Origin of the sequence: Naasia sp., from assembly GCF_025465545.1 — a bacterium.
In the GTDB taxonomy this organism is placed as follows: domain Bacteria; phylum Actinomycetota; class Actinomycetes; order Actinomycetales; family Microbacteriaceae; genus Naasia.
Genome location: NZ_JAODMK010000016.1, coordinates 120,534 through 144,836, shown reverse-complemented (window position 1 = coordinate 144,836; position 24,303 = coordinate 120,534). Strand labels below are relative to the sequence as shown.

Below are 24,303 nucleotides of genomic sequence, written 5' to 3'. Positions count from 1 at the left end.
TCGATCATTCTCCGTCGGGCGGCTCGAGAAGGAATTGCGGATCCGATCGGCCGGCGGGTCACATCACCCCCGGCTACGGGCGGAGGAGCACCTTGATGGCCCGGCGCTCGTCCATCGCGGCGTAGGCCTCTGCCGCCTGCGTGAGCGGGAGCTCCAGGTCGAAGACCCTGCCGGGCTCGATGGCGCCCGAGAGCACATCCACGAGCAGCTCGTCGATGTAGTTGCGCACCGGCGCCACTCCCCCGCGGGCGCCGACGTTCGTGTCGAACATCTCCCGGATGGGCAGCTCCGACCCGCCGTTCGGCACGCCCACGAAGCCCACCTGACCGCCGGGACGCGCGGACCGCAGGGCCTGATCCATCGACTCGGCGGTGCCGACGCACTCGAGCACGCAGTCGGGACCGATCCCGTCGAACAGCTCCTTGACCCGGGCGATCCCCTCCTCGCCGCGCTCCTCGACGATGTCGGTGGCACCGAACTCGCGGGCGAGAGACTGGCGGGACGAGTGGCGGGACATGGCCACGATGCGGGCCGCGCCGAGCCGCGCGGCGGCCAGCACGCCGCAGAGTCCCACTGCCCCGTCCCCGACGACGACCACGGTCGATCCTGCTCGCACGCCGGCGCTGACAGCGGCGTGGTGACCGGTGCCCATGACGTCGGCCAGGGTGAGGAGGTGCGGAACCATCGCCCAGTCCGGCTCGCCGCCGGGAACGGCGGTGAGCGAGCCGTCCGCATGCGGCACCCGCACCCGCTCGCCCTGGGCGCCGTCCGCGAAGCCGCCCAGGCGATCCTTGGCGCCCCACCATCCGCCGTTCAGGCACGAGGTGCTGAACCCGTTGCGGCAGTTGGCGCAGGTCATGTCGCAGTCGTAGAACGGGGCGATCACGAAGTCGCCCGCCCGGATCCGGCCGACGTCCGGGCCGACGGCCTCCACCACGCCCACGAACTCGTGGCCGATCCGGTGCGGCCGCGAGGTGGGCGTGACGCCGCGGTAGGGCCAGAGGTCGGAACCGCAGACGCAGGCGGCGACCACCCGAACGATCGCGTCGCCGCCGGTGGAGAGCTGAGGATCGGGCACCTCCTCGACTCGGATGTCGCGTTCGCCGTGGATCAGGGTAGCCAGCATCCTTCGAACCTAATCGACCGCGCGCACGCGCCCGAAAGGGTCGACACTGGCAGGCAGTGGCGCTATCGCCTCTCGGGACGCCCGAGTCCCGAACCCGACCGGAAGGACCGACCATGGCCGCAGGCACGAAGGACGACCCGTGGGAGCTGTCAACGGCGCCCGGCACGTCCGCCTACACGATGTACCGGGACGGCGATGAGCTGGTGTGCCAGGTCGGCTCGACCCGGCTGGCGTATCAGGCCCGCGCCATCGAGGACCTGACGGACTGGCTGCGGATCCAGGGCGACTGGGTGCCGCTCGGCGCCGCCGACGAGCAGAAGGCGGCTGCCGAGGGCACGGTCGAGGCGTTCGGCCGCTCCGGTGTCAACCCGGTCGGCGGCTGGTACGGCGTCCGCAAGGGCTACCGCGGCCGGTTCGGCATGTACCTGCCGCCGCTGCTCGAGGCACTCGGCCTCGTCGAGCTGACCCACGACGCCCGCAACAACCAGGTCCGGGCGCGCGACTGAGCCGCCCTACGCCTCGACGAACTCGAACCGGCCGACCGACAGGGAGTTCCCGTCCGCCGCCACATCCACGCGCACGGTGTCGCCGTCCCGCACCTCACCGGCGAGCAGCGCCCGCGCGAGTCGATCGTCGATCTCCTGCTGCATGAGGCGGCGCAGCGGACGGGCTCCGTAGATGGGGTCGTAGCCCCGATCGGCGAGCCAGGCGCGCGCGTCCGGAGTGACGGCCAGCTGGAGCCGTCGCTCGGACAGTCGGCGCTCGAGCCGGTCGATGTAGAGCGACACGATCTGACCGAGGTCCTCGCTGCTGAGAGTGGAGAAGACCACGATGTCGTCGAGCCGGTTCACGAACTCCGGCTTGAACGCCTGGCGCACGAGCGCCTGCACCGTCTCCTCCTTCTGCTCCGGCGTGTAGTCCGGGTCGACCAGGTACTGGCTGCCCAGGTTCGACGTGAGGATGAGGATCGTGTTCCGGAAGTCGACGGTGCGGCCCTGCCCGTCGGTCAGCCGGCCGTCGTCGAGCACCTGGAGCAGGATGTCGAAGACCTCCGGGTGCGCCTTCTCCACCTCGTCGAAGAGGATCACCGAATATGGCCGGCGGCGCACCGCCTCGGTGAGCTGGCCGCCCTGGTCGTAGCCGACATAGCCGGGAGGGGCGCCGACGAGCCGGGAGACCGAGAACTTCTCCCCGTACTCGCTCATGTCGATGCGCACCATGGCCTTCTCGTCGTCGAAGAGGAACTCCGCGAGCGCTCGCGCCAGCTCGGTCTTGCCGACGCCGGTGGGGCCGAGGAACAGGAACGACCCGGTGGGCCGGTCAGGATCGGAGATCCCCGCACGGGTGCGCCGCACGGCGTCCGCGACGGCGCTGACCGCCTTGCGCTGGCCGATCAGGCGGCGACCCAGCTCCCCCTCCAGGTGCAGGAGCTTCTCCGTCTCCCCCTGCAGCAGCCTGCCCGTCGGGATGCCCGTCCAGGCGGCGACGACCGCGGCGATGTCCTCGTCGGTCACGTGGTCGTTGACCATGCGGGGCTCGTCGGGGTGCTCCTCCGCCTTCTCCGCCTCGAGCAGCTCGCGCTCGATCACCGGGATCTCGCCGTAGAGCAGGCGCGACGCCTCCTCCAGGTTGCCCTCACGCTGGGCCCGCTCGGCGCGGATGCGCAGGCTGTCCACCTTCTCCTTGAGGTTTCCCACTCGGTTCAGGTCCGCGCGCTCGCGCTCCCATCGGGCCTCGAGGCCCGTGAGCACGCTCTGCCGTTCGGCGAGATCCGCGCGCAGCTTCTCGAGTCTGGCCCGCGACGCCTCGTCCTTCTCGCGCTTGAGGGCCAGCTCCTCGAGCTTCAGCCGGTCCACGCCGCGGCGCAGCTCGTCGATCTCCACGGGGGCCGAGTCGATCTCCATCCGCAGGCGGGACGCGGCCTCGTCGATGAGGTCGATCGCCTTGTCGGGCAGCTGCCGGGCGGTGATGTACCGGTTGGACAGGGACGCGGCGGCCACCAGGGCGGAGTCGGCGATGGCGACCTTGTGATGGGCCTCGTAGCGCTCCTTGAGTCCGCGCAGGATCGCGACCGTGTCCTCCACGCTCGGCTCCCCCACGTACACCTGCTGGAACCGGCGCTCGAGCGCGGCGTCCTTCTCGATGTACTCCCGGTACTCGTTGAGCGTGGTGGCGCCGATCATCCGCAGCTCGCCGCGGGCCAGCATCGGCTTGAGCATGTTCGCGGCCGCGACGGAACCCTCGCCGCCGCCCGCGCCCATGAGGGTGTGCAGCTCGTCGATGAAGGTGATGATCTGACCGTCGGAGTCGTTGATCTCCTTGAGCACGGCCTTGAGCCGCTCCTCGAACTCGCCCCGATACTTGGCGCCCGCCACGAGCGCGGCGAGGTCGAGGGAGACGAGCTGCTTGTTCTTGAGGGAGTCGGCCACGTCCCCCGCGACGATCCGCTGGGCGAGGCCCTCGACGACGGCGGTCTTTCCCACGCCGGGCTCGCCGATGAGCACCGGGTTGTTCTTGGTGCGGCGGGTGAGCACCTGGCTCACCCGCCGGATCTCGGCATCCCGCCCGATCACCGGGTCCAGCTTGCCGCTGCGGGCGACCTCGGTGAGGTTGATGCCGTACTGCTGGAGAGCGGTCTTCTGCTCATCCTGCTTGGGCGCGCCCGTGAAGTTCGCCATGATTCTCCTCGACTGACTTGAGTCCTGCTGGCTCAAGTTTATCCGGCCCGGGCGCGTCGCGCCAGCAACGGGGGCCGGCGAGCGCTCGCTCCGGGCGAACGCTCAGCCGTCGAGCTGGTCGAGCAGGTCCGACAGCAGCCAGCCGAGCCAGTCGAGCAGCTGCTCCAGAGAGCGCCGCTGAGACCGGTCCCACTCCTCCTCGGCCCGCTCGAAGAGGGCGAGGCGCAAGTCAGTGAGACCACGCAGCCAGACCTCGATCCGCTGCTCATCCAGGCGCACCAGCACTCCGACGTCCGCGTCGCCGCTCGAGAGATCGTGGGCGAGGGCGCGCACGGTGCCGGCCTTGTCCTCCGCCAGCCGGGAGCGCACGAAGCCCTGGAACTCGGTGGACGCCGCGGCGTCGTCCGGATACGGATCGGGGAGGAGACGGGCGACCACGCGGTCTCCTGGAACGACCTCGGCCGGATCCCCGGCGCTCTCCATGAGCTCGGCGAGCTCCTCGCAGAGCCGACGCAGGAGAGCGCGCTCCTGGCCGTCGAAGTGCCGCTCGAGGACGGGACCGACGCGGGCGAAGCCGGTCACTCGTCGACCTTCTGCAACGTGGCGAGCAGCCCATAGCCGTGCATCGCCTCGACGTGCCGCTCCATCTCCTCGCGCGTGCCGACGGCCACCTGAGCACGGCCGTCGTTGTGCACCTGGAGCATCAGGCGCTCCGCCTTGGGTCGGGGAAACCCGAAATAGCTGCGGAAGACCCAGGTCACGTAGGTCATCAGGTTGACCGGATCGTCCCAGACGATGAGCACCCACGGCGTGCCGAGGCTCAGGTCCTCCGCGAGGCTTCGGTCCTCCTCGAGACGGGTCTCCTCGCGCACGCCGGTCATCTGAGCATCACGGGCTACTCGAGCCCGTCGGGCCGCCAGATGACCAGCTCGGTCCGCCGGGAGGTGCGGGTTCCGCTGCGCAGCGGCGTCACTCCGCCGTCCTCGGCGGCCGCGAACACGCGCCGGCCAGGGCGTCGGAGCAGCTCGTCGGCGAGCGCCGACTCGAGCTGACGCACGCGGCCGCGGAGGCTCGCCACCTCGTTCTCGAGCTCGAGGATGCGCTTGATCCCTTCGAGGCTGATGCCCTCGGTGCCGAGCCTCGCGACCTCACGCAGCTGGGCGACGTCCCGCATGGAGTAGCGACGGGATTTGCCAGCGGTTCGGCTGGGGCAGACGAGGCCGATCCGGTCGTACTGGCGGAGGGTCTGCGGGTGCATCCCGGCGAGCTCGGCCGCGACCGCGATCGCGAACAGCGGCGCCGTGGCCATCTCCTCCGCATCCACGGTCACACGCCCCTGGCGCGTGCGACCAGCTCGTCCCGCGGATTCTCGGCCGGACCGGACGCCACGAAGTGCTCGAGAGCCTCGCGCTGCTCCGGCGAGAGGCGGGCAGGAACGGCCACCTCGATGCGGGCCAGCAGGTCTCCTGTGCCCTTCGCCGTGGTCACGCCGCGATCCTTGACGCGGAGCACCTTGCCGCTCGAAGTCCCCGGCGCGACCTTCAGGCGCACCGGTTCGCCACCGAGGGTCGGCACCTCGATGGTGGCGCCGAGCGCCGCCTCGGCGAAGGTCACCGGAACCGTCACCTTGAGGTTGAGACCGTCGCGCTCGAAGACCGGATGCTTGCGCACCGACACCGTGAGCACCAGGTCGCCCGGCTCGCCGCCGTCGGGACTCGGCTCGCCCTTGCCGCGCAGCTTGATCTTCTGCCCGTCGCTCACGCCCGCGGGGATCTTCACGTTGATCGGACGCCCGTCGGCACCCTGCAGCCGCACCGTGTCGCCCTGCGTCGCGGTGATGAAGTCGACCGTGGTCGATGCCGTCACGTCCCGCCCGGGGGTCGGCCCGCCGAAGCCGCGGAAGCCGCCGGTGGGCTGGCTCCCGCCGCCCCCGAACATGCCGCCGAAGATGTCCTCGAAGTTCGGCTGGGGATAGCCCGCTCCGGGCCTGCCCGTTCGAGCGCCGCCGCCTCCACCGAACATGCCGCCGAAGACGTCCTCGAAGCCGCCACCCGCCCCCGTGCCGCCCGCGGCGAAGCGCGCGCCGCCGCCCATGGCGCGGATCTGGTCGTACTCACGCCGCTGCTGCGAATCGGAGAGGACCGAGTACGCCTCGCTGATCTCCTTGAACTTCGCCTCTGCCGCGTCGTTGCCCGGATTCGAGTCGGGGTGGAACTGGCGCGCCAGCTTCCGGTAGGCCTTCTTCACCGCCTGCTCGTCGGCGTCCTTGGAGACGCCGAGCACCTTGTAGAAGTCCTTGTCGAACCAATCCTGACTGGCCACTTGTGAGGGGAACGCTTTCTGCTTCGCCGGACGCTCAGTCGGCCGGGGTATCGACGACGACCTTGGCCACGCGGAGCGTGACGTCGCCGATGCGGTAGCCCCGCTCGACGACATCCGCGACGATTGCGGTGGTCACGGCCGGATTCTGCTTCTGGAATATCGCCTCATGGTCGGCGGGGTCGAACGGGTCGCCCACGAGCCCGTAGGCGACGAGGCCGATCCGCTCCGCGCTCGCGCGGAGCTTGGAGGCGATCGTGGCGAAGGTGCCCTCGCCGAGGTCGCCGTGCTTCTCGGCCCGATCGAGGTCGTCGAGCACGGGCAGCAGCAGCTTGACCACGTCGCCAACGGCCCGATCGCGCTCGATCTGCCGGTTGGCCTCGGTGCGCCGGCGGTAGTTCGCGTACTCCGCGGTCACCCGCTTGAGGTCGGCGAGGTGCTCCTCCGCGATCGTCTGGATGGGCGCGGTGGCCGCCCCCGACGACACGTCCTCGAGGAAGGTGAGATCGTCGGCGGAGAAGCCGGCCGCCGGGTCATCGGATGCCCCGGCGGTCGGGGTCTCGATGTCGGGGCCCTCCATGGAGAGGAACTCGGAGCTCCCCGAAGGGTCGCGCGACTCCTGCGCGCGACCCTCCTCGGGCTGCTCCGGCTCTTTCGGGTCCTTCGGGTCCTTCGGGTCCTGAGCCATATCCGTCCTACTTCTTGGTGTCGTCCTCGTCGACGACCTCGGCGTCGACGATGTCGTCATCGGATCCTGCCGCAGCCGGCTCGTCCGTCGCCGCCGTGGGGCCGTCGGCCTGCGACGAAGCGTAGATCGCCTGGCCCAGCTTGGTCTGGCTCTCCGTGAGAGTGGTGAGCGCAGACTTCACCGCGTCGTCATCGTCTCCGGCGAGCGCCGTCTTGAGCGCATCGACATCGCCCTGCACCTCGGTCTTGACGTCCGCGGGCAGCTTCTCGTCGTTCTCCTTGATGAGCTTCTCGATCGAGTAGACGAGCTGCTCGGCGTTGTTGCGCACCTCGGCGGCCTCGCGGCGGGCCTTGTCCTCGGCCGCGTGCTGCTCGGCCTCGCGCACCATCCGCTCGATGTCCTCCTTCGGCAGCGAGGAACCGCCGGTGATGGTCATCGACTGCTCCTTGCCGGTGCCCTTGTCCTTGGCGGACACGTGCACGATGCCGTTCGCGTCGATGTCGAAGGTGACCTCGATCTGGGGGACGCCGCGGGGAGCCGGGGCGATTCCGGTGAGCTCGAAGGTGCCCAGCGCCTTGTTGTCACGGGTGAACTCGCGCTCGCCCTGGAAGACCTGGATGGCGACCGAGGGCTGGCTGTCGTCCGCGGTGGTGAAGGTCTCACTGCGCTTGGTCGGGATCGCGGTGTTGCGGTCGATGAGCTTCGTCATGATCCCGCCCTTGGTCTCGATGCCGAGGGACAGCGGGGTGACGTCGATGAGGAGGACGTCCTTGCGCTCGCCCTTCAGCACGCCCGCCTGCAGCGCGGCGCCGACGGCGACGACCTCGTCCGGGTTGACGCCCTTGTTGGGCTCCTTGCCCGTCTCGCGCTTGACCAGCTCGCTGACCGCCGGCATGCGGGTGGAGCCGCCCACGAGCACGACGTGGGCGATGTCGGCGACCTTGATGCCCGCCTCGCTGATCACGCTCTGGAAGGGACCGCGAGTGCGCTCGAGCAGGTCCTTGGTGAGGTCCTCGAACTTCGCCCGGGTGAGGGACTCGTCGAGGTTCGCCGGGCCGTTCTCGGTGAGCGAGAGGTAGGGCAGCTGGATGCTCGTCGAGGTCGAGCTCGACAGCTCCTTCTTGGCCTGCTCCGCCGCCTCCTTGAGGCGCTGCAGCGCGATCTTGTCCTTCGACACGTCGACGCCGGTGGAGTCCTTGAAGCGCTGGATCAGGTACTGGACGACCCTCTGGTCCCAGTCGTCGCCGCCCAGCCGGTTGTCACCGGCGGTCGCGCGGACCTGGATCGTGGAGAAGTCGTCGTCCTTGCCCACCTCGAGGAGGGAGACGTCGAACGTCCCGCCACCGAGGTCGAAGACGAGGATCAGCTCGTCCTCCTTGCCCTTGTCGAGGCCGTAGGCGAGGGCGGCGGCGGTCGGCTCGTTGATGATCCGGAGCACGTTGAGGCCCGCGATCTCGCCTGCCTCCTTGGTGGCCTGACGCTCGGCGTCGTTGAAGTAGGCGGGGACGGTGATCACGGCGTCGCTCACGGTGTCGCCGAGGTACTGCTCGGCGTCGCGCTTCAGCTTCGCGAGGATGCGGGCCGAGATCTCCTGCGGCGTGTACTTCTTGCCGTCGATCGAGGTGGACCAGTTGGTGCCCATGTGGCGCTTGACGCTCGAGATCGTGCGGTCGACGTTCGTGACCGCCTGGCGCTTCGCGGTCTCGCCGACGAGGACGTCGCCGTCCTTCGTGAATGCCACGACCGAGGGGGTGGTGCGGAAGCCCTCCGCGTTCGCGATGACGGCCGGCTCACCGCCCTCGAGGACAGAGACCACCGAGTTGGTGGTGCCGAGGTCGATGCCTACTGCGCGTGCCATATGTGTCGCTCTCCTGATGGTTGCGTGGAGGCCGGTGGCCTCCCGGATGGAAGTCTGTGCGGCCCTTGAGTCCCGCAGGCTCAAGTTTATGGCGCCCCCGCGAGGTGTCAAGTTGGGGGCGGGAGAAGTTGATCCAACGTGGCTCAATTCCCAGTTCTTCCCCAGGGACACCGCGACACAGGAAGTCCGGGCCCGCACGCGACGTCGAGGCGCCGAGGGGCGCCGCTAGTTTGAGCCCATGACGAGCTCCCGGGACGACGCTGTCCAGGCCACCACGGGGCTGGAGCTGCAGGAGGGGCGGGCGATCCCCCGCCGCCAGGTGTTCTCCTGGGCCCTCTGGGACTGGGCGACCCAGCCGTTCAACACGGTCATCCTCACCTTCATCTTCACGGCTCTCTACCTGACGACGGACGTCTTCCTCGATCCGGCGGTCGCCGCGCTGGGCGAGGCGGATCCCCGGTACCAGTCGGGGATCGCGGGGCTGGCGAGCGGCCTGGGCCTCGCGAACACCGTCGCAGGCATCCTCATCGCGCTCGTCGCCCCGGTCCTCGGCCAGCGCAGTGACGGCACCGGCCGCCGCAAGCGCGCGCTCGCGATCAGCACCCTGCTCGTGGTGCTGTCGATGGCGGCGCTGTTCTTCGTCCAGGGCTCGCCGGGGTACTTCGTCCTCGGCGTCGCCCTGGTGGCGATCGGCAGCGTCTTCAACGAGATCGCGGGCGTGCACTACAACGCGATGCTCGTGCAGGTGTCCACGCCCAAGACGGTCGGCCGGGTCAGCGGCCTGGGCTGGGGATTCGGCTACCTGGGCGGCATCCTCGCGCTCGTGATCGTGGTGGTCGCCTACAGCGCCGACTGGTTCGGTCTCCCCCAGGGCGACGGCCTGCCCTTCCGGGTTGTGGCGTTGGGCTGCGCGGTCTGGACCGTCCTGTTCGGGATCCCGATCTTCCGCAATGTGCCCGAGCTGCCCGCCGGCCCCGACCGGGCCCGGCCGAGCATCCTGCAGAGCTACGTGCTGGTGGGCCGGCACATCGTGCGGCTCTGGCGGGAGTCGCGGACCACCTTCTGGTTCCTGCTCGCCAGCGCGGTCTTCCGCGACGGCTTGGCCGGAGTGTTCGCCTACGGCGCCGTGATCGCTTCGGCCGTCTTCGGCTTCGGCTTCCTCGAGGTCGTGGGCTTCGGCATCGCGGCGAACCTCGTCGCCGGCGTCGCCACGATCGTCTCGGGCCGGTTCGACGACAGGTTCGGGCCCAAGGTCGTGATCGTGTCCTCGCTGACCGGGCTCGTGATCTCGGGCCTGGCCGTGTTCGCTCTGCGGGACCTGGGCGACATCGTCTTCTGGGTCGGCGGGCTTCTCCTCTGCCTGTTCGTCGGCCCCGCCCAGTCGGCCAGCCGCTCGTTCCTCGCCCGGGTCACCCCGGCCGGCCGGGAGGGCGAGGTGTTCGGCCTCTACGCGACGACCGGACGCGCCGCCTCCTTCCTCTCCCCCGCGCTGTGGACCGCACTGATCGTGGTGTTCGGCGCGACCGCGTGGGGCATCCTCGGCATCGTGGCCGTGCTGCTCGTCGGCCTCGTGCTGATGCTCCTGGTGCGCGAGCCCCGACGGCCCTGAGGGGACGCCCAGCTGCCCACTTCTGCCGCAACTCGGCACTGACTTGCGGCAGAACTCGGCAGGTCAGCGAAGCAGGACGTGGCCGATCAGGAGGAGCGTGACCGGGAAGCCGGTGACGTAGTTGAGCCAGAGGAAGCGGCGCCAGCCGGCGTTCGCGCGCTCCGCGTCCTCGTCCCGGATGCTGAGGAACGGGGCGACGTTCAGCGCATATGGCACGGCGAGCACGGCGCCGAGGGGCCCCGGCCAGGCGGTGGCGAGCATCAGGACGCCCGCGAGGAGGTAGCCGGCGAGGGCGAGCCGCACCGTCCGCGGTGCGCCGATGGCCGTCGCGACCGACCCGATCCCCGCCGCGCGGTCGGGCAGCACGTCCTGGACCGCGCCGAATGCGTGACTCGCGATGCCCCAGAGGAAGTATGCGGCGACGAGCGCGATGAGCGGCGCCGTCCAGCGGGCGCCGCCGAGCACGAGGCCGTAGACCGCCGGACTCACGAAGTGCGCGCTCGAGGTGAGCGAATCGAGGAACGGGCGCTCCTTGAAGCGCAGGACCGGGGCGCTGTAGGCGACGACGGCGGCGACGCTGACGGCGAGGACGAGCCACGACGCGGGCCCGCCGAGCAGGATCAGCGCGATGAGGAACGGCACATTGCTGAGTCCTACCGCCCGGAGCGTCGCCCGGTGCAGCGACCGGTCGAGGACGGCCCCCTGCACTCCCCCCTTGCGCGGATTGCGGAGGTCCGACTCGTAGTCGAAGACGTCGTTGATGCCGTACATCGCGAGGTTGTAGGGGATCAGGAAGTAGAGCGTGCCGACCACGAGCGCCGGGTCGATCCGTCCGGTCGTCACCAGGTAGGCCGCCGCGAACGGGAAGGCGGTGTTGACCCACGACAGCGGCCGGGATGAGACGAGGAGCGCCCTACCGCGGTTCACGCGCGCCCCCGATGAGCACCCAGAGGGAGGGCAGGCCGATGGCGACTGCGACGGCGTAGGCGAAGTCCTCGACCGGGGCGATCCCGATGGTCGGGCCGCTGAGCGCCGCGGGGTCGTAGGCGACGATGCCCAGTCCGATGATCACGTTGTCGAAGACCGCGGTGAGCAGAAGGACAGCCGCGAGGGTGAGGGCGGCGGCGGCCAGCAGGACGCGGCGAGCACGGCCGGAGCGGCGGCGCGCCACGATCGCCGCGGCCACAGCGATCGCGACCGGCGGCACGAGGAACAGCGCGTTCAGCGCCCAGTAGGTCATGGCCGCTCCCCGGATCGCCGTTCGAGCAGCCGCGCGGCGGAGCAGAAGGCGATCATCGTCACGTAGCAGAGCAGGGCGAGGAAGAAGGCCTCCTCCAGGGGAAGCTCCGGGGCGAGCAGCACGCCGGTGAGGAGCGGGCCGGCCCCCCGGAAGAAGACCCCGGCGGCGATGCCGGCCAGGTCCCAGGCCAGGAAGAACAGCACCCCCGCCGCCACCACGAGCGCCGCCCGGCGCGGGGAGCGCCAGAAGAACAGGCCGAAGCGAGCGTCGAGCACGACCATGCCGAGCAGGGAGACCAGCAGGGCCGCCAGGTAGAGCAGGCTCACCGTCGGCGGGCCTGCGGAGCGACGAGGGGAACCGGAAGGGGACCCGGAGAGGTGTCGCCGTGCAGCCGCTTGAGCGCCAGTTCGGCGCTGATGAGGCACATCGGCAGTCCGATGCCCGGGATGGTGGAGCCGCCCGCGTACAGCAGTCCGGACACGCGCCGGCTCACGTTCCCCGCGCGGAAGAAGGCGCTCTGCCGGAGCGTGTGGGCCGGGCCGAGGGCTGTGCCGCGCCAGGCGCCGAGGTCGTCGGCGAGGTCGCCCGGAGCCACCGTGCGGCGGAAGACGACGCGCTCGGCCAGGTCCGGGATCCCGGCCCAGGAGGCGAGCTGCTCGAGCACGGCGTCGCCGAGCCGCTCGACCGCCGCATCGCCGCCGTGGCCGATGCTGGGGTCGGCCGGGACCGGCACGAGGACGAACACGTTCTCGTGCCCGGCCGGTGCCGAGCCGGCATCGGTGGCGCTCGGCTTGCAGACGTAGAGGGATGCCGGATTCGGGATGGACGCGTTCTCGCCGAAGATGGCGTCGAAGCCGACGCGCCAGTCCTCGGTGAAGAGCAGGGTGTGATGGCCGAGCTGCGGCAGGGCGCCGCGGACGCCCAGATGCAGGAGCAGGGCGCCAGGCCCCGGCGTGCGCTTGGCCCACCATCCTTCCGGATAGGTCTGCAGCCCTGCCGGAAGCAGCCGTGTCTCCGCGAAGTGCAGATCGCAGGCGGCCACCACGGTTCCGGCCGGGAAGAACTGCTCCTGGCCGCTGCCGTCCCGATAGTGCACGCCGGTGACGGAGGGGCGGCCGCCGCCGATCGGCTTGGTGGCGATGCGGGTGACCGGCGTGGAGACGCGCACGGTCGCCCCTTCGGCCTCGGCGAGCGCGGCGATCGTCTCGATCACGCGCACGATGCCACCGCGCGGATACAGCACGCCGTCCTCGAGGTCCAGGTGGCTCATCAGGTGGTACATGCTCGGGGTGTCGAACGGCGAGGAGCCGAGGAAGACCGCCGGATAGCCGAGCAGCTGCCGCAGCCGGGGGTCCCGGAACCGGCGGGACACGAAGCGGTCGAGCGGCCGCAGGAGCAGGGGGACGAGGCGTGCGAGGCGCCGCGCGACCTCTCGGGCGAAGAACACCGGTCGCAGGTCCGCGAAGGTGCTGTAGAGGAACCGGCGCTTCGCGAGCTCGTAGACCTCGGCTGCCGAGTCGAGGTAGCGCTCGAGGCGCGCACCCGCTCCCGCCTCGATGCTCTCGAAGAGCGCCACGTTCTCGGTCCGGGTGGCCCCCACGCGAATCCGCTCGGCCGGCTCCCCGTTCCGGGGCTCGTACAGGATGTCGTACGCGGGGTCGAGGCGCACCAGATCGAGCTGCTCTGCCGCGCTCGTCCCGAGCAGCCGATAGAAGTGATCGAACACCTCGGGCATCAGGTACCAGGACGGGCCCTCGTCGAACCGGAAGCCGCCCGCCTCGAAGGCGCTCGCGCGGCCGCCGACCCGGTCGCGTGCCTCGAAGACCGTGACCTCGTAGCCGTCGCGGGCCAGGAGCGCGGCGGTGGCGAGACCGGCGATGCCCGCGCCGATCACGGCCGCTCGCTGCGTCATCGTCGGGGAACCAGGCCGGCCGGGCGCATTGCGATGCGCAGCTTGACCGCGGTCGGCACGCTGATCCGCGCCGTCAGCAGGCGCTCGGCGGGGGTCGCCCGCACCCGGCGGGAGAGCTCGACGAAGAGGCCGTGCGCCACGGCGACCGCCCGGCGGCTGCCTGCGGGAAGCGCGGGAAGAAGCGATGCCGCGACGCGCAGGTCCTCATCGACGTCGTCGAGCAGGCGGAGCTTCGTCGCCTCGTCGAACGAGTCCACCCGGACTCCGGGGAAGTAGCTTCGGCCGAGCGTCCGGAAGTCGGCAGCCAGGTCGCGGAGGAAGTTGATCTTCTGGAAGGCCGACCCGAGCGCGCGCGCCCCCCGAACCAGATCGGTGCTGTCGCGGGCGGGCTCGCCCTCGAGGAAGGCGGCCAGGCACATGAGCCCCACGACCTCGGCCGAGCCGTACACATATTCGGCGAACGACTCGTCGGTGTGCTCGCGCCGGTCCACGTCCGCGCGCATCGAAGAGAAGAAGGGTGCTGTCAGCTCGCGTCCGAACCCGGTGCGCCGCGCGGTGATCGCGAAGGCGTGCACCACCAGGTTCACGCTGTAGCCGCTCGCCATGGCGTCGTCGAGGTCGCGCTCGAGCTCGTCGAGTCGCCTCAGGACGGCCTCGGGGGGCAACCCCGCGGCTGCGGCGACGCCGTCGACGATCTCGTCCGCGACCCGGACGAGGGCGTAGATGCTGCGGATGTGCACGCGACTGCCGGAATCCAGGAGGCGGGCGGCGAGTCCGAAGGAGCTGGAGTACCGCCGGATCACGACGGCCGCGGCCTCCTGGGCCACGCGGTCATAGAGCTCCAGGGCCGGCAGACCGCTCATCGGCTCCGGTCCAGCGCGGGTCCCACGAAGGGGCTCAGCTCCTGGGCGACCTCGACCGGCAGGCGGTCGAGCAGCCGGAGGGCGGCGGCGGCGTGCTCCGCGGCGAGACGCCGCGTGAACGCCTCGGCCCCGCAGGAGAGCAGGAGCGCCCGCACCTGATCGGCCTCGCCGTCGGTGAGGTCAGGCTTGCCGATCCATGCGGCGATGCCAGGCCAGGCGTCAGTGGTCGCCGCGAAGGCGATGGGCAGCGTGCGCTTGCCTTCGCGGAGGTCGCCCAGCGTGGACTTGCCCGTCTCCTGCTCGTTCCCGAACACTCCGAGGAGGTCGTCCATGGCCTGGTAGGCGATGCCGAGACGCCGGCCGAACTGGGCGAGCACGGGAAGGTGGGCCGCGTCGGCGCCGGCCAGCACCGCACCCGCCTGCAACGGCGCCTCGAAGGTGTACACCGCGGTCTTCAGCCGCTCCATCTCCACCACGTCCTCGACCGAGGGGACATCCCGGGCGATCGAGAAGTCGACGTCGATGAGCTCTCCCGCCGCCGAGGCGAACAGCGCGTCGTCGAGGATCTGCAGGAGCGCCTCCCGCAGGTCGTCGGCGAGGCCGCTGCGATCGAGGAGTCGGTAGGAGTGGAAGAGCGCGAGGTCGCCGGCGATGATGGCCGTGGACATGCCGCGGTGCTCGGCGGTCGGAACGGGGATGCCCGCGGTCGTCGCGTCGTCGCGATATCGCCCGGACACGTTCGGGCCGCCCCGCCGGGTGAAGTCCCGGTCGATGACGTCGTCGTGCACGATCAGCGCGGTGTGCAGCAGCTCGAAGGCCGCCGCGAGGTGGGCGGCGGCGGACGGGTCCCGTCCGCCGAACCCCGCGTAGGCCGCGAGCACCAGCCTCGGCCGGAACCGCTTGCCTCCTCGCGTGCTCGACTCGAGCGCAGTCCAGAGCCCCAGGTAGGAGGCCCCGATCCGCTCCGCCCGGGTCTTCGCCTGCCGGAAGAAGCGCTCGAGGACCAGGTCGACGGGAACGAGCTCATCGAGATCCGCCTGCTTCACGCCGGCGGCCTCCATGCCGGTCAGTGTGCCACAGTTGCCCTATGCCGCCCCTGGACGAATACGTGGTCCTCGTCGACGACGGAGGCAGGCCGATCGGCGAGGCGTTGAAGGCCGACGTGCACACGGCGTCGACCCCGCTGCACCTCGCGTTCTCCTGCCACGTGGAGGACGAGCTCGGCAACCTCCTCGTCACCCGTCGAGCGCTCGGCAAGCGAACCTGGCCGGGGGTATGGACGAACTCCTTCTGCGGCCACCCGGCGCCAGGCGAGGACCTCCGCGACGCGGTGATCCGTCGTGCCCGGCACGAGCTGGGCCTGGAGCTCGCGGATCTCGAGCTGGCCCTGCCCGACTTCCGCTACCGGGCGGTGGACGCGGCGGGCATCGTCGAGCACGAGCTCTGCCCGGTGTTCACTGCGACGGCTCGCGGCCCGGTGGAGCCGGACCCGGCGGAGGTCATGGACTGGGCCTGGTACGACCGGAAGCGGCTGACCGAAGCGGTGCGGCTGGCGCCCTTCGCGTTCAGCCCGTGGCTGGCGCTGCAGCTGCCCGCCCTCGCGGACCCCGTCCGCCGCTGACCTGCTGCCTCAGAGGCGGACCCGGTTGCCTCCCCGGGTGACCGACTTGCCACAAAATCACGCTATCCGCGCCCGAAAGCGTAACTTTCTGGCAAGTGGGTCCCGCAGGCGGGTGCCGACGGTCAGCCGCCGGTGCGGCCCGCGTCGGTGCCGGAGACGTCCGTCCGGTGGAAGTTCAGGTGCGACCGGGACGCGGTGGGCCCGCGCTGGCCGTGATACCGCGATCCGTAGGGACCCGTGCCGTACGGATGCTCCGACTCCGAGGTGAGCCGGAAGAAGCACAGCTGGCCGATCTTCATGCCGGGCCACAGCTTGATCGGAAGAGTCGCGACGTTGCTCAGCTCGAGCGTGACGTGCCCCGAGAACCCGGGGTCGATGAAGCCGGCGGTGGAATGGGTGAGGAGCCCGAGCCGCCCCAGCGAGCTCTTGCCCTCGAGCCGGGCCGCGATGTCGTTGGGCAGCGTCACCTGCTCATAGGTCGAGCCGAGCACGAACTCCCCCGGATGCAGGATGAACGCGGTATCGGCCTTCGTCTCCACGAGCCGGGTCAGGTCGGGCTGGTCCTCGGCGGGATCGATGTACGGGTACTTGTGGTTGTCGAACAGCCGGAAGTACCGGTCCAGGCGAACGTCGAAGCTGGACGGCTGCAGAAGCTCCGGATCGTGCGGCAGCAGGCCGATCCGCCCTGCCTCGATCTCCGAGCGGATGTCGCGGTCCGAGAGCAGCACACGGCCACTGTAGCCGTTCGCCCCTCCCCTACAATGGTTGCTGGCCGCCTCGGACGGCCGTCGCGGGTGTAGTTCAATGGCAGAACTTCAGCTTCCCAAGCTGATAGCGCGGGTTCGATTCCCGTCACCCGCTCTCCTCCTCCTTCCGGTCGATCCTGCCGGCGCTCTGGCGCGGCTTCGGCCGCTCGTCAACCCCGGTCCTTCCCCCTCCCCCGGCGCTCATACTGAATCCGTCGAAGGGTGCAACTCATGGATGCAGGACTCATCTGGACCATCGTGATCATCGTCGTGGTGATCCTGATCGTGGCCGCGGTCGTGGTCTTCCTGATGCGGCGCAAGGGCGGCGGACGGGCGGAGGCCCACCGCCGGCAGGCGGAGAGCATTCGCGCGGAGGCTCAGAAGCACGACCTGGAGGCCCGGGAGCGGGAGGCGGAGGCACTCCGGGTGCAGGCCGACGCCCAGCGGGCGAAGGCCGAGGCGCAGGAGGCGCAGGTTCGGGCCGAGCGCCTGGCCGCGGAGGGCGACCAGCGACAGTCCGCCGCAGAGGAGATCCGCTCGCGGGCGAACAGCACGTTCCGGAAGGCCGACGAGGTCGACCCCGACGTGGACACCTCCGGCAAGAACCGCCGCTGACTCGCCTTCTCCCCTCGTGCGCGGCCTCGGGTCGGAGCAGCCATCGGGCGAGATGGCGGATTGTGACGACTCCCCGGCCGTTCGTCAAGGGAGAAGCCTTGACTAGAGCGTCTAGCAATATGCTGTGGTCCGGCACGGCGGTTGCGCCGGAAGCCTGAGGATCCGGACGGCTCCCCGGTCGGCTCGCGCCCGCGAGTGCGGGAGATCGGACAGGAAACCTGCCGATCACCGGCAGTTTTGCTGAAAGGCAGCGGTGCGCGCACAGAATCCCGCACGGGACGGCATAGAGCAAGCCCCCGTGAGTATCCTTCGGCAATCCGTAACGTTGCCTGTGTCGAACACCTCATGATGCGGCTCAGAGTCGCGCTGACAAAATGAAAGGTACGAACATGAGCACAGCTCGGGGCAACACCACTGCAAAGCCCGCACTCACCCGTTCTCCCAACCGCCTGATCGCCACCATCTTCGGAGCGGTCTACATCCTGGTCGCCCTCATCGGGTTCCTCGTCTCCGGTGGCGTCGGCTTCGTCGACCCGCAGGGCGCCCTCATCCTCGGCATCTTCGAGGTCAACCAGCTGCACAACGTCGCTCACCTCCTGATCGGCGCCGCCCTGCTCATCGCAGGGCTCAGTTCGGTCTCCGCGGCGAAGACGGTCAACGGCATCGTCGGTGCGGCCTACCTCCTGCTCGGCATCGCGGGATTCTTCCTCGCCGCGGACCCGGAGTCGGCGGTCAACTTCCTCGCCCTCAACACGCCTGACCACTTCCTGCACCTCGCGAGCGCGGTCGTGCTCCTCGGTACGGCGCTCGGCGCGGACAAGTCGGCGCGCACGTCGGTCGCCTGACAACCAGAGAACGCTGCGGCCGGCCGGACTCGCTCCGGCCGGCCGCAGCCATTCCCCCTCCCGTTCCCGCCAAGGAGAAGACAATGAAAGCCATCGCCCGCATCTGGATCGCCTTCGCCGCACTGGGCGCGGGGCTCGTCCACCTCGCCGTGGCCGCCGGGGCGCCCCCGCTGCTCCTCGTCGTCTTCTCCCTTCTGGGGCTGGCAGAACTCGCCTGGTTCGCCGCAGCACTGCGGCTCTCCCACTTCCCCGTCCGTCGTCTGGCCCTCGTGGGATCCCTGCTCGCCCTCGTAATCTGGGCCGCCGCGGTGCTCGCGGGCGGAGGCATCGGCGTGACCGTCGACAACCTGCCGCCCTTCGCCCTCGCCAGCGCGTCCGCACTCGACGTGGTCGTGGCGGTCACCATGGCGGTGTCCCTCCGCCGGGCCCCTCGCCTGCCCGGCGACGTCGATGTCGAGCCGCGTGCGGGCCGGCTCCTGCTGGGCGTGCTGGCCGGCGCCGCCCTGATGACCGCGGTCGCGCTTCCGGCGCTCGGGCAGACCGAAGCGGGGATCGCCGCTCTGGGGGGTCCGCATGCTCACCACCAGGACCTGCCGACCGGCCACACCGGCCACTGAGTCCTAGCGAGGAGTCGGCTCGCTCAGGCGCATCCTCGGTGCGCTCGTCATGAACCGGATGACGTCGCGGTCCACGATGATGTCCTGAGGCGCGAGCGGGCGGGTGAGGTAGAGGCCTTCGAGAGTCGTCAGCCGGCTGAGTGCGACGTACGTCTGGCCTGCGGAGAACACCCGGTTGCCGAGGTCGACCACAGCCGAGTCGTAGGTCTGGCCCTGGGACTTGTGGATCGTGACCGCCCAGGCGAGGCGCAGCGGGAACTGGATGAACTCCGCGACGACCTCCCGGGTGAGCTTCTTCGTGGCCGCCGAGTAGTTGTAGCGATGCCGCTCCCAGCTGACCGGGAACACCTCATGCTCCTCTCCGCCGAGGTCGACGACGACGCTGTTGCGGATCCGGGTGACGACGCCGATGCTGCCGTTGACCCAGCGCTGGTCAGGGTCGTTGCGGAGGAACATGACGTGCGCCCCGGGCTTGAGGTCGAGGCTCTCCTCAGCGGGGAAGGCACGGCCGCCGAACTCGCCGTTGATCTCGGCCTTGGCGACCTTGTTCTTCCCGGGCAGCGCCGCGAGCGCGCGGGCGTTGATCCGGTTCACACTGTCGTTGCGAGTGGCCAGCGTGATGGGCGCCTCCGACGGAACCGGCCGGGCACCTGCACCGTTCAGCCTGCCCGCAATCTCTGCGGTCACCTTGTTGTGACGCACCGCGTTGAGCATCGCCCGGAACTCGTCGTCCTGCTGCCGGTGGATCTCGCGCAGCTCGACCACGGTGAGTTCCGCCTGCTCCCACACCTTGGCGTCGAAGAACCACATGGAACGGTAGTTGTCCGCGAAGTAGGCCCGCTCGTCCACGTCGCCCGGAACCGGCGCCAGCTGGAACGGGTCGCCGAACAGCACGACCTGCACTCCGCCGAACGGCTCGTTCCGCTGACGAGCTGCCCGGAGCCTGCGATCGACCGCGTCGAGCAGGTCCGCGTTGACCATGGACACCTCGTCGATCACGACGGTGTCGATCGCGCCGAGCAGCTTCCGCAGCGCCGGGTCGTCGTCGAGGTCTCGGTCGGCGATGACCCCGATCGGCAGCTTGAACAGCGAGTGCACCGTCTGGCCGCCTACATTGAGTGCCGCCACCCCCGTTGGCGCGCACACCACCAGCTGCTTCTCGCTGTGCCAGGCCAGATGACCCAGAAGCGTGCTCTTCCCCGTTCCCGCCCGGCCGGTCACGAAGACATGACCGCGGGTGCCTTCGATCAGGTCGAAAACGGCCTGCTGTTCGGCGGACAATCCCGTGGGCATCCGGTCAATCTACCCGCAGGCACCGCGCGGTGCGCCCGACAGGGCGGCCCGTCCTGCCGACCTAGGATGACCGCATGGCGGATCCGGAGGGCGCCGTCGCGCGCGCATCCGAGCCCGTGCGGCGCTGGATCGCGATGCTCGGTGCCACCGCGCTGGCGTTCGGCGTCGTCGTCGTGGCGCTGAACGCCGGGGTCTACAGCGCAGGCGGCTTCGTCGACCGGTACCTGGATGCCCTGCAGCGTCGGGACCTCGCCGTCGCGCTGGAGACCCCCGGAGTCGAGATCCCGCGCGGTGTCTCGCACGCCGCACTCAGCCGCTCGGCGCTCGGCCCGATCGGCACGCACACGATCGTCGGGCAGCGCGACCTGGGGCAGGGTCGCACGGGAGTCACCGCTGAATATGCGCTCGGCGGCTCCCGCGAGCGGACCGAGTTCGTGGTCGAGAGCGCGCCCCCGACCTTCCTGCTGTTCGCCGGCTGGCGGTTCGCGGTGTCGCCCGTCGCGGTGGCGGACGTGACCGTGCGGAACGCGGCCGACTTCCGCATCAACGGCGTCGCCCTGCAGACCGCGAAGCCTGACGAGACCGGGGACGGCGCTCTTGCTGTCGCGGTGCTGGTGCCCGCCCTCCTGGTCGCGGATTCCCGCAGCACCTACCTCACGGCCGATCCCGTTCGCGTGTCGCTCACCAGTCCGGCCGAGGCGGCGGTCACCGTCAAGGTCCGCGCCAACGACCGGTTCCAGGCGGACGTGCAGGCGGAGGTCGACGACTTCCTCGATACGTGTGCGGGACAGCAGGTGCTCCAGCCGGCCGGGTGCCCGTTCGGGAAGGTCCTGCAGGATCGGGTGCTCGCTCCCCCGACATGGAAGATCGCCTCCTATCCCCAGGTGACGATCCAACCGGGACGGCCGAGCCGGGAGGGACCGGTCTGGAGCGTCCCTTCGGCGTCCGGCGTCGCCCGACTGAGCGCCGACGTGGTGTCGCTCTTCGACGGCACGGTCTCGTCCGCGGACCAGGACGTCCGCTTCGCGGTGAGCTTCGAGGTCACCATCCGGCCGGACGGCGGCCTCGACATCCTCTGGGTCTGACGTCGCTCCCCCGCCATCGCCCGATCGTGCGCTGGATCAGGCCTTGCCTGCCAGGCGCACGCGCTCGCGCAGTGACCGACGGGTGCCGGCGTTCGCGCGCGGCTGCCGCGGAGTCGCGCGGCGGAGCCCGGCCGCAGCGGCAAGCACGGCGAGGAGCAGGGCCGCGAGAAGGAGCACGAGCCCGCCCCGCCGCTGGTCGGCGATCGCGCTCGTCCCCCAGCCCATCGCGCCGAACCAGTCGGCGAGCAGGAGCGAGTCCCCCGCGGTGAGCAGGATGCCGACTCCCGCGAACGCGAGCGCGACCGCCCCGACGGCAGCTGCCCGTGCCCACGCCGCGAAGCGCCGGGAAAGTGCCGCGGAGACCAGGAGACAGCCCGCGGTCAGCTCGATCGCCGGCGTCAGCTCCCGCCCGAGCTGCTCGCTGACCGACCAGCGCAGCGCAGGACCGTAGACCCAGAGTGCGAGGACGATGCCCACCGTGAGCGCGGCCCAGCCGGGCGTGCGCAGCCGCCTCCCGGTCGGAGAGTCGAGAGCCAGGCCGACCCACTCGCGCATCCCCCTGCTGCCGTCCGGGCGCGGTGCGGCGGCCCGGCTCAGCAGCTCCAGCGGGCGTGCGCAGACGAGGAAGAGCGGAATTGCCACGAGCAGGATCGTCATGCCGAGGGCTGTCGCGCTGAACAGGTGCCGGGCGTAGAGCGCGATGCCTCCGTTCGTGACCGCGGCGAGCAGCACCATTCCGGGAATCCACGCGGCGGTGCGCTGCGCGGGCCAGCTCTCGCCTCTTCCTCGAAGGCGGAGGACGCCCGCGAGGTAGAACGCGACGCCGAATGCGCAGAGGAGCAGCCATGCCAGGTCCAGGCGTCCCCCGGCGAGCAGGGTGCCGAAACCGATCGGCGCAGGCAGCGGTTCCCCTGTGAGGATGGCCGAGGGCGACGAGTCGGCCAGGGGCACGTCATCACTCACCGGCGACGCGGTGCGCGCGAGCCCCGCCGCGGCGCCCGACGCGATGCCGAGGAACACCAGCTCACCGAGGACGAGGCGCCAGAACGACCGGTCCTCCCCCGCACTCAGCCGGCGCAGCGCGAACCGCCGATGGAGCGCGCCGGCGACGCCGAGCGCGACGAGGGCGGAGACCTTGACGAGCACCAGCGCGCCATAGGGCGTCGCAAGGCGGTCGAGGGAGCCGACCCGGATCTCCGCGCTGACGTAGCCGGATGCCGCCACCGCGATGAAGCAGACCAGGGCGATCGACGAGTACCGGCCGGCGATGGCAGCGACGCTCGCCCGCTCGAGGCGGGGACGCAGCAGGATCAGGCAGAGCAGCCCGCCGAGCCAGACCGCGGCGAAGACCAGGTGCAGGGCGAGAGCGCCAACTGCCAGGTCGTGGTCGCCGGCAGCGGCGCTGTGGCCCTGCTCGGCGAGAGGGAGGAGACCGCCGAGCGCGAGCAGCAGCACGAGGAGCAGGGGGCCCCTGGACCGCACCGCGAAGCAGAGCACCGTGACCGAGGCGGCGATCAGGGTCGTGACGAGCCAGGACCGTCCCGCGGGGATGGAGGTGAGGAAGAAGCCGAGCTGGGCGCTGAACTGCTCGTCGAAGGACAGTGGCACCGCGGTGACGCTGAGGAAGGTGAGGAGCCCGGTCACTGCCGCTGCCACGGTCCAGACGCCGGCCGCCGCTGCCGCGAGATCCAGCGTGCGGCCGAGGACCGGGCCCGGAGGGAGGGCGAAGGCGACGAGGACGAGCGCGCCCAGGGCCAGCGCGACGCTGAGGTCGACGAGGAGCCGCGCCGCGGGCAGTCCGAAGCGCACGACGGGTCCCGGGTCGTCGATGAGCAGCGACGCAGCTCCCCCGCCCACGGCAAGGGCCAACAGCAGCGTGAGTGCGGCCGCGGCGGCGAGGACGCCGGCGCCCAGATAGCCCGAGGGGCGCGCGGGGGCAGGTCCGGAAGCCACGTCCGCAAGCCTAGGCGGCGACCACTCGGCGACCGGCGCGTTCGGCAGCGTCGAGTCCCGGGGAGACGAGAGAGGGGACGCGCGGCGAACCGCGCGTCCCCTCTCTGAGCACTCGTGCTACTTGGCGGCGGCCTTCAGCTTGCTTCCGGCGCTGATCTTGACGCCCTTGCTCGCGGCGATCTCGATCGGCTCACCGGTCTGCGGGTTCCGACCGGTGCGCGCAGCCCGCGAGGTCTGCTCGACTGCGAGCCAACCCGGGATGGTGACCTTGGTGCCCTCGCCGACCGACTTGGCCAGGGTTGAGAAGAGGGCGTCGAGGACGCCGTTGACTGCGGACTGGCTCTGGCCGGACTCAGCAGCCACAGCGGCGACGAGATCGGTGCGGTTCAGGGATGCCATATATGTGTCCTCCTCGGACTGTCGCCATCCTGGGAAAGACGGCCTTCGTTTGACGTGTATCACGATGGGGGCAGGAAGCCCGGGCGGTCAAGCGTGACCGCCCAGTAACTTACCAGCTTGACTTCGTGATACCAGGCAATTCGCCCCGATGGGCCATATCGCGGAAACGCACACGGGAGATTCCGAACTTGCTGAGGTTGCCACGGGGACGGCCGTCGACGGCGTCCCGGTTCCGCAGGCGGACCGGCGATGCGTCGCGCGGCATCTTCTGCAGGCCCAGGCGGGCCTCCTCGCGCTGCTCGTCGGTGGAGGTGGGGGCGATGAGTGCCTTCTTCAGCTCGAGCCGCTTGGCGGCCCAGCGGTCGACGATCACCTTGCGCTGCTCGTTGCGCGCGATCTTGCTCTTCTTGGCCATAGTTACCGCTCCTCGCGGAATTCGACGTGCTTGCGGATAACCGGGTCGTACTTCTTGAGCACGATGCGGTCGGGGTTGTTGCGGCGGTTCTTGCGGGTCACATAGGTGTACCCGGTGCCGGCCGTGGAACGGAGTTTGATGATCGGGCGGACGTCCTGCTGGCGTGCCATCAGATCTTCTCCCCACGGGCCAGCATGTCCTTGACGACGGACTCGATGCCGCGCACGTCAATGACCTTGATCCCCTTGGCGCTCACGTTCAGCGTGATGTTGCGCCGGAGCGATGGCACGTAGTACTTGCGCCGCTGCACGTTCGGGTCGAAGCGCCGCTTGGTGCGGCGGTGCGAGTGCGAGATGTTGTGTCCGAAGCCGGGAACCGCTCCGGTCACTTGGCAGACTGCTGCCATGATTCCTCCAATACC

At 70.4% G+C, this 24,303-nt stretch carries 27 protein-coding genes, 1 tRNA gene and 1 pseudogene; 8 read left to right on the top strand and 21 right to left on the bottom strand.

The window, feature by feature from the left end; all coding sequences use genetic code 11:
* Positions 1 to 73 precede the first annotated feature (73 nt).
* Complete coding sequence (locus tag JWR33_RS05440) at positions 74 to 1,126, bottom strand: zinc-dependent alcohol dehydrogenase family protein (RefSeq protein WP_297410072.1); 1,053 nt, start codon at positions 1,124 to 1,126, stop codon at positions 74 to 76.
* Positions 1,127 to 1,239: 113 nt separating this feature from the next.
* On the opposite strand from JWR33_RS05440, the gene JWR33_RS05435 reads away from it, so the two are divergent.
* Positions 1,240 to 1,632, top strand: coding sequence for a DUF6855 family protein (locus JWR33_RS05435; RefSeq protein ID WP_297410071.1), 393 nt, complete (start codon positions 1,240 to 1,242; stop codon positions 1,630 to 1,632).
* Between the two features lie 6 nt (positions 1,633 to 1,638).
* Here the strand turns inward: JWR33_RS05435 and JWR33_RS05430 are convergent, their stop codons facing one another.
* The 7 genes from JWR33_RS05430 to dnaK all read right to left on the bottom strand — a co-directional run bounded on the left by JWR33_RS05430 (position 1,639) and on the right by dnaK (position 8,669).
* Positions 1,639 to 3,804: an AAA family ATPase gene (locus tag JWR33_RS05430; protein WP_297410069.1), complete on the bottom strand. Its 2,166-nt coding sequence runs from the start codon at positions 3,802 to 3,804 to the stop codon at positions 1,639 to 1,641.
* Between the two features lie 102 nt (positions 3,805 to 3,906).
* Positions 3,907 to 4,386 carry a DUF2017 family protein gene (locus tag JWR33_RS05425; protein ID WP_297410068.1) on the bottom strand — a complete coding sequence of 160 codons (480 nt, stop codon included), beginning with the start codon at positions 4,384 to 4,386 and terminating at the stop codon, positions 3,907 to 3,909.
* A complete protein-coding gene (clpS, locus tag JWR33_RS05420) occupies positions 4,383 to 4,685 on the bottom strand; it encodes an ATP-dependent Clp protease adapter ClpS (protein WP_297410067.1) in 303 nt (100 codons plus the stop codon). The genes JWR33_RS05425 and clpS overlap by 4 nt, the downstream gene beginning before the upstream one ends.
* A gap of 14 nt (positions 4,686 to 4,699) precedes the next feature.
* Positions 4,700 to 5,113, bottom strand: a complete 414-nt coding sequence (locus JWR33_RS05415) for a MerR family transcriptional regulator (protein WP_297410119.1) — start codon at positions 5,111 to 5,113, stop codon at positions 4,700 to 4,702.
* A 17-nt stretch (positions 5,114 to 5,130) separates the two neighbouring features.
* Positions 5,131 to 6,126 (bottom strand): DnaJ C-terminal domain-containing protein, encoded by a 996-nt coding sequence (locus JWR33_RS05410; protein WP_297410066.1) that lies wholly within the window; start codon positions 6,124 to 6,126, stop codon positions 5,131 to 5,133.
* Between the two features lie 34 nt (positions 6,127 to 6,160).
* The gene (grpE, locus tag JWR33_RS05405; protein WP_297410065.1) at positions 6,161 to 6,811 is read right to left on the bottom strand and encodes a nucleotide exchange factor GrpE; all 651 of its coding nucleotides are present in this window, start codon (positions 6,809 to 6,811) and stop codon (positions 6,161 to 6,163) included.
* Positions 6,812 to 6,818: 7 nt separating this feature from the next.
* Positions 6,819 to 8,669 carry a molecular chaperone DnaK gene (gene dnaK, locus JWR33_RS05400; protein WP_297410064.1) on the bottom strand — a complete coding sequence of 617 codons (1,851 nt, stop codon included), beginning with the start codon at positions 8,667 to 8,669 and terminating at the stop codon, positions 6,819 to 6,821.
* A gap of 238 nt (positions 8,670 to 8,907) precedes the next feature.
* Here dnaK and JWR33_RS05395 point away from each other — a divergent pair, with 238 nt between their 5' ends.
* Positions 8,908 to 10,278 carry an MFS transporter gene (locus JWR33_RS05395; RefSeq protein WP_297410063.1) on the top strand — a complete coding sequence of 457 codons (1,371 nt, stop codon included), beginning with the start codon at positions 8,908 to 8,910 and terminating at the stop codon, positions 10,276 to 10,278.
* 63 nt (positions 10,279 to 10,341) lie between these two features.
* Here JWR33_RS05395 and JWR33_RS05390 read toward each other — a convergent pair whose 3' ends face one another.
* From JWR33_RS05390 to JWR33_RS05365, 6 genes and pseudogenes are all read right to left on the bottom strand, one after another.
* A complete protein-coding gene (locus JWR33_RS05390) occupies positions 10,342 to 11,205 on the bottom strand; it encodes a prenyltransferase (protein WP_297410062.1) in 864 nt (287 codons plus the stop codon).
* Positions 11,192 to 11,518, bottom strand: coding sequence for a lycopene cyclase domain-containing protein (locus JWR33_RS05385; protein WP_297410061.1), 327 nt, complete (start codon positions 11,516 to 11,518; stop codon positions 11,192 to 11,194). Before JWR33_RS05385 ends, JWR33_RS05390 begins: the two co-directional genes overlap by 14 nt.
* Positions 11,515 to 11,844, bottom strand: coding sequence for a lycopene cyclase domain-containing protein (locus JWR33_RS05380; protein WP_297410060.1), 330 nt, complete (start codon positions 11,842 to 11,844; stop codon positions 11,515 to 11,517). The genes JWR33_RS05385 and JWR33_RS05380 overlap by 4 nt, the downstream gene beginning before the upstream one ends.
* Positions 11,841 to 13,616, bottom strand: coding sequence for a phytoene desaturase family protein (crtI, locus tag JWR33_RS05375; RefSeq protein ID WP_366073770.1), 1,776 nt, complete (start codon positions 13,614 to 13,616; stop codon positions 11,841 to 11,843). The genes JWR33_RS05380 and crtI overlap by 4 nt, the downstream gene beginning before the upstream one ends.
* A pseudogene (locus JWR33_RS05370) lies at positions 13,544 to 14,293 on the bottom strand (squalene/phytoene synthase family protein); the annotation flags it as partial. The gene crtI and the pseudogene JWR33_RS05370, both read right to left, overlap by 73 nt.
* Positions 14,290 to 15,354: a polyprenyl synthetase family protein gene (locus JWR33_RS05365; RefSeq protein ID WP_297410057.1), complete on the bottom strand. Its 1,065-nt coding sequence runs from the start codon at positions 15,352 to 15,354 to the stop codon at positions 14,290 to 14,292. The gene JWR33_RS05365 and the pseudogene JWR33_RS05370, both read right to left, overlap by 4 nt.
* 26 nt (positions 15,355 to 15,380) lie before the next feature.
* Here JWR33_RS05365 and idi point away from each other — a divergent pair, with 26 nt between their 5' ends.
* A complete protein-coding gene (idi, locus tag JWR33_RS05360) occupies positions 15,381 to 15,914 on the top strand; it encodes an isopentenyl-diphosphate Delta-isomerase (RefSeq protein WP_297410056.1) in 534 nt (177 codons plus the stop codon).
* 122 nt (positions 15,915 to 16,036) lie between these two features.
* Here the strand turns inward: idi and dcd are convergent, their stop codons facing one another.
* Positions 16,037 to 16,642, bottom strand: coding sequence for a dCTP deaminase (gene dcd, locus JWR33_RS05355; RefSeq protein WP_297410055.1), 606 nt, complete (start codon positions 16,640 to 16,642; stop codon positions 16,037 to 16,039).
* 62 nt (positions 16,643 to 16,704) lie between these two features.
* Here dcd and JWR33_RS05350 point away from each other — a divergent pair.
* The 4 genes from JWR33_RS05350 to JWR33_RS05335 all read left to right on the top strand — a co-directional run bounded on the left by JWR33_RS05350 (position 16,705) and on the right by JWR33_RS05335 (position 18,737).
* A tRNA-Gly gene (locus tag JWR33_RS05350) sits at positions 16,705 to 16,775 on the top strand.
* Positions 16,776 to 16,891: 116 nt separating this feature from the next.
* Entirely contained in the window at positions 16,892 to 17,275 is a 384-nt protein-coding gene (locus tag JWR33_RS05345; protein WP_297410053.1) for a hypothetical protein, read from the top strand.
* 389 nt (positions 17,276 to 17,664) lie between these two features.
* Entirely contained in the window at positions 17,665 to 18,120 is a 456-nt protein-coding gene (locus JWR33_RS05340) for a DUF4383 domain-containing protein (RefSeq protein WP_297410052.1), read from the top strand.
* 83 nt (positions 18,121 to 18,203) lie between these two features.
* Positions 18,204 to 18,737 (top strand): hypothetical protein, encoded by a 534-nt coding sequence (locus tag JWR33_RS05335; protein ID WP_297410051.1) that lies wholly within the window; start codon positions 18,204 to 18,206, stop codon positions 18,735 to 18,737.
* 3 nt (positions 18,738 to 18,740) lie between these two features.
* Here the strand turns inward: JWR33_RS05335 and JWR33_RS05330 are convergent, their stop codons facing one another.
* Entirely contained in the window at positions 18,741 to 20,030 is a 1,290-nt protein-coding gene (locus JWR33_RS05330; RefSeq protein WP_297410050.1) for an AAA family ATPase, read from the bottom strand.
* Positions 20,031 to 20,104: 74 nt separating this feature from the next.
* Between JWR33_RS05330 and JWR33_RS05325 the strand changes: the two genes are divergently transcribed.
* Positions 20,105 to 21,115, top strand: a complete 1,011-nt coding sequence (locus tag JWR33_RS05325) for a hypothetical protein (protein WP_297410049.1) — start codon at positions 20,105 to 20,107, stop codon at positions 21,113 to 21,115.
* 36 nt (positions 21,116 to 21,151) lie between these two features.
* Here JWR33_RS05325 and JWR33_RS05320 read toward each other — a convergent pair whose 3' ends face one another.
* The 5 genes from JWR33_RS05320 to rpmB all read right to left on the bottom strand — a co-directional run bounded on the left by JWR33_RS05320 (position 21,152) and on the right by rpmB (position 24,288).
* Positions 21,152 to 23,068 carry a cytochrome c oxidase assembly protein gene (locus JWR33_RS05320; protein ID WP_297410047.1) on the bottom strand — a complete coding sequence of 639 codons (1,917 nt, stop codon included), beginning with the start codon at positions 23,066 to 23,068 and terminating at the stop codon, positions 21,152 to 21,154.
* Between the two features lie 117 nt (positions 23,069 to 23,185).
* Positions 23,186 to 23,467, bottom strand: a complete 282-nt coding sequence (locus tag JWR33_RS05315) for an HU family DNA-binding protein (RefSeq protein ID WP_297410045.1) — start codon at positions 23,465 to 23,467, stop codon at positions 23,186 to 23,188.
* A 109-nt stretch (positions 23,468 to 23,576) separates the two neighbouring features.
* A complete protein-coding gene (gene rpsN / locus JWR33_RS05310; RefSeq protein ID WP_297410043.1) occupies positions 23,577 to 23,882 on the bottom strand; it encodes a 30S ribosomal protein S14 in 306 nt (101 codons plus the stop codon).
* 2 nt (positions 23,883 to 23,884) lie between these two features.
* Positions 23,885 to 24,055, bottom strand: coding sequence for a 50S ribosomal protein L33 (gene rpmG / locus JWR33_RS05305; RefSeq protein WP_366073768.1), 171 nt, complete (start codon positions 24,053 to 24,055; stop codon positions 23,885 to 23,887).
* The gene (rpmB, locus tag JWR33_RS05300; RefSeq protein WP_297410040.1) at positions 24,052 to 24,288 is read right to left on the bottom strand and encodes a 50S ribosomal protein L28; all 237 of its coding nucleotides are present in this window, start codon (positions 24,286 to 24,288) and stop codon (positions 24,052 to 24,054) included. Before rpmB ends, rpmG begins: the two co-directional genes overlap by 4 nt.
* Positions 24,289 to 24,303 lie beyond the last annotated feature (15 nt).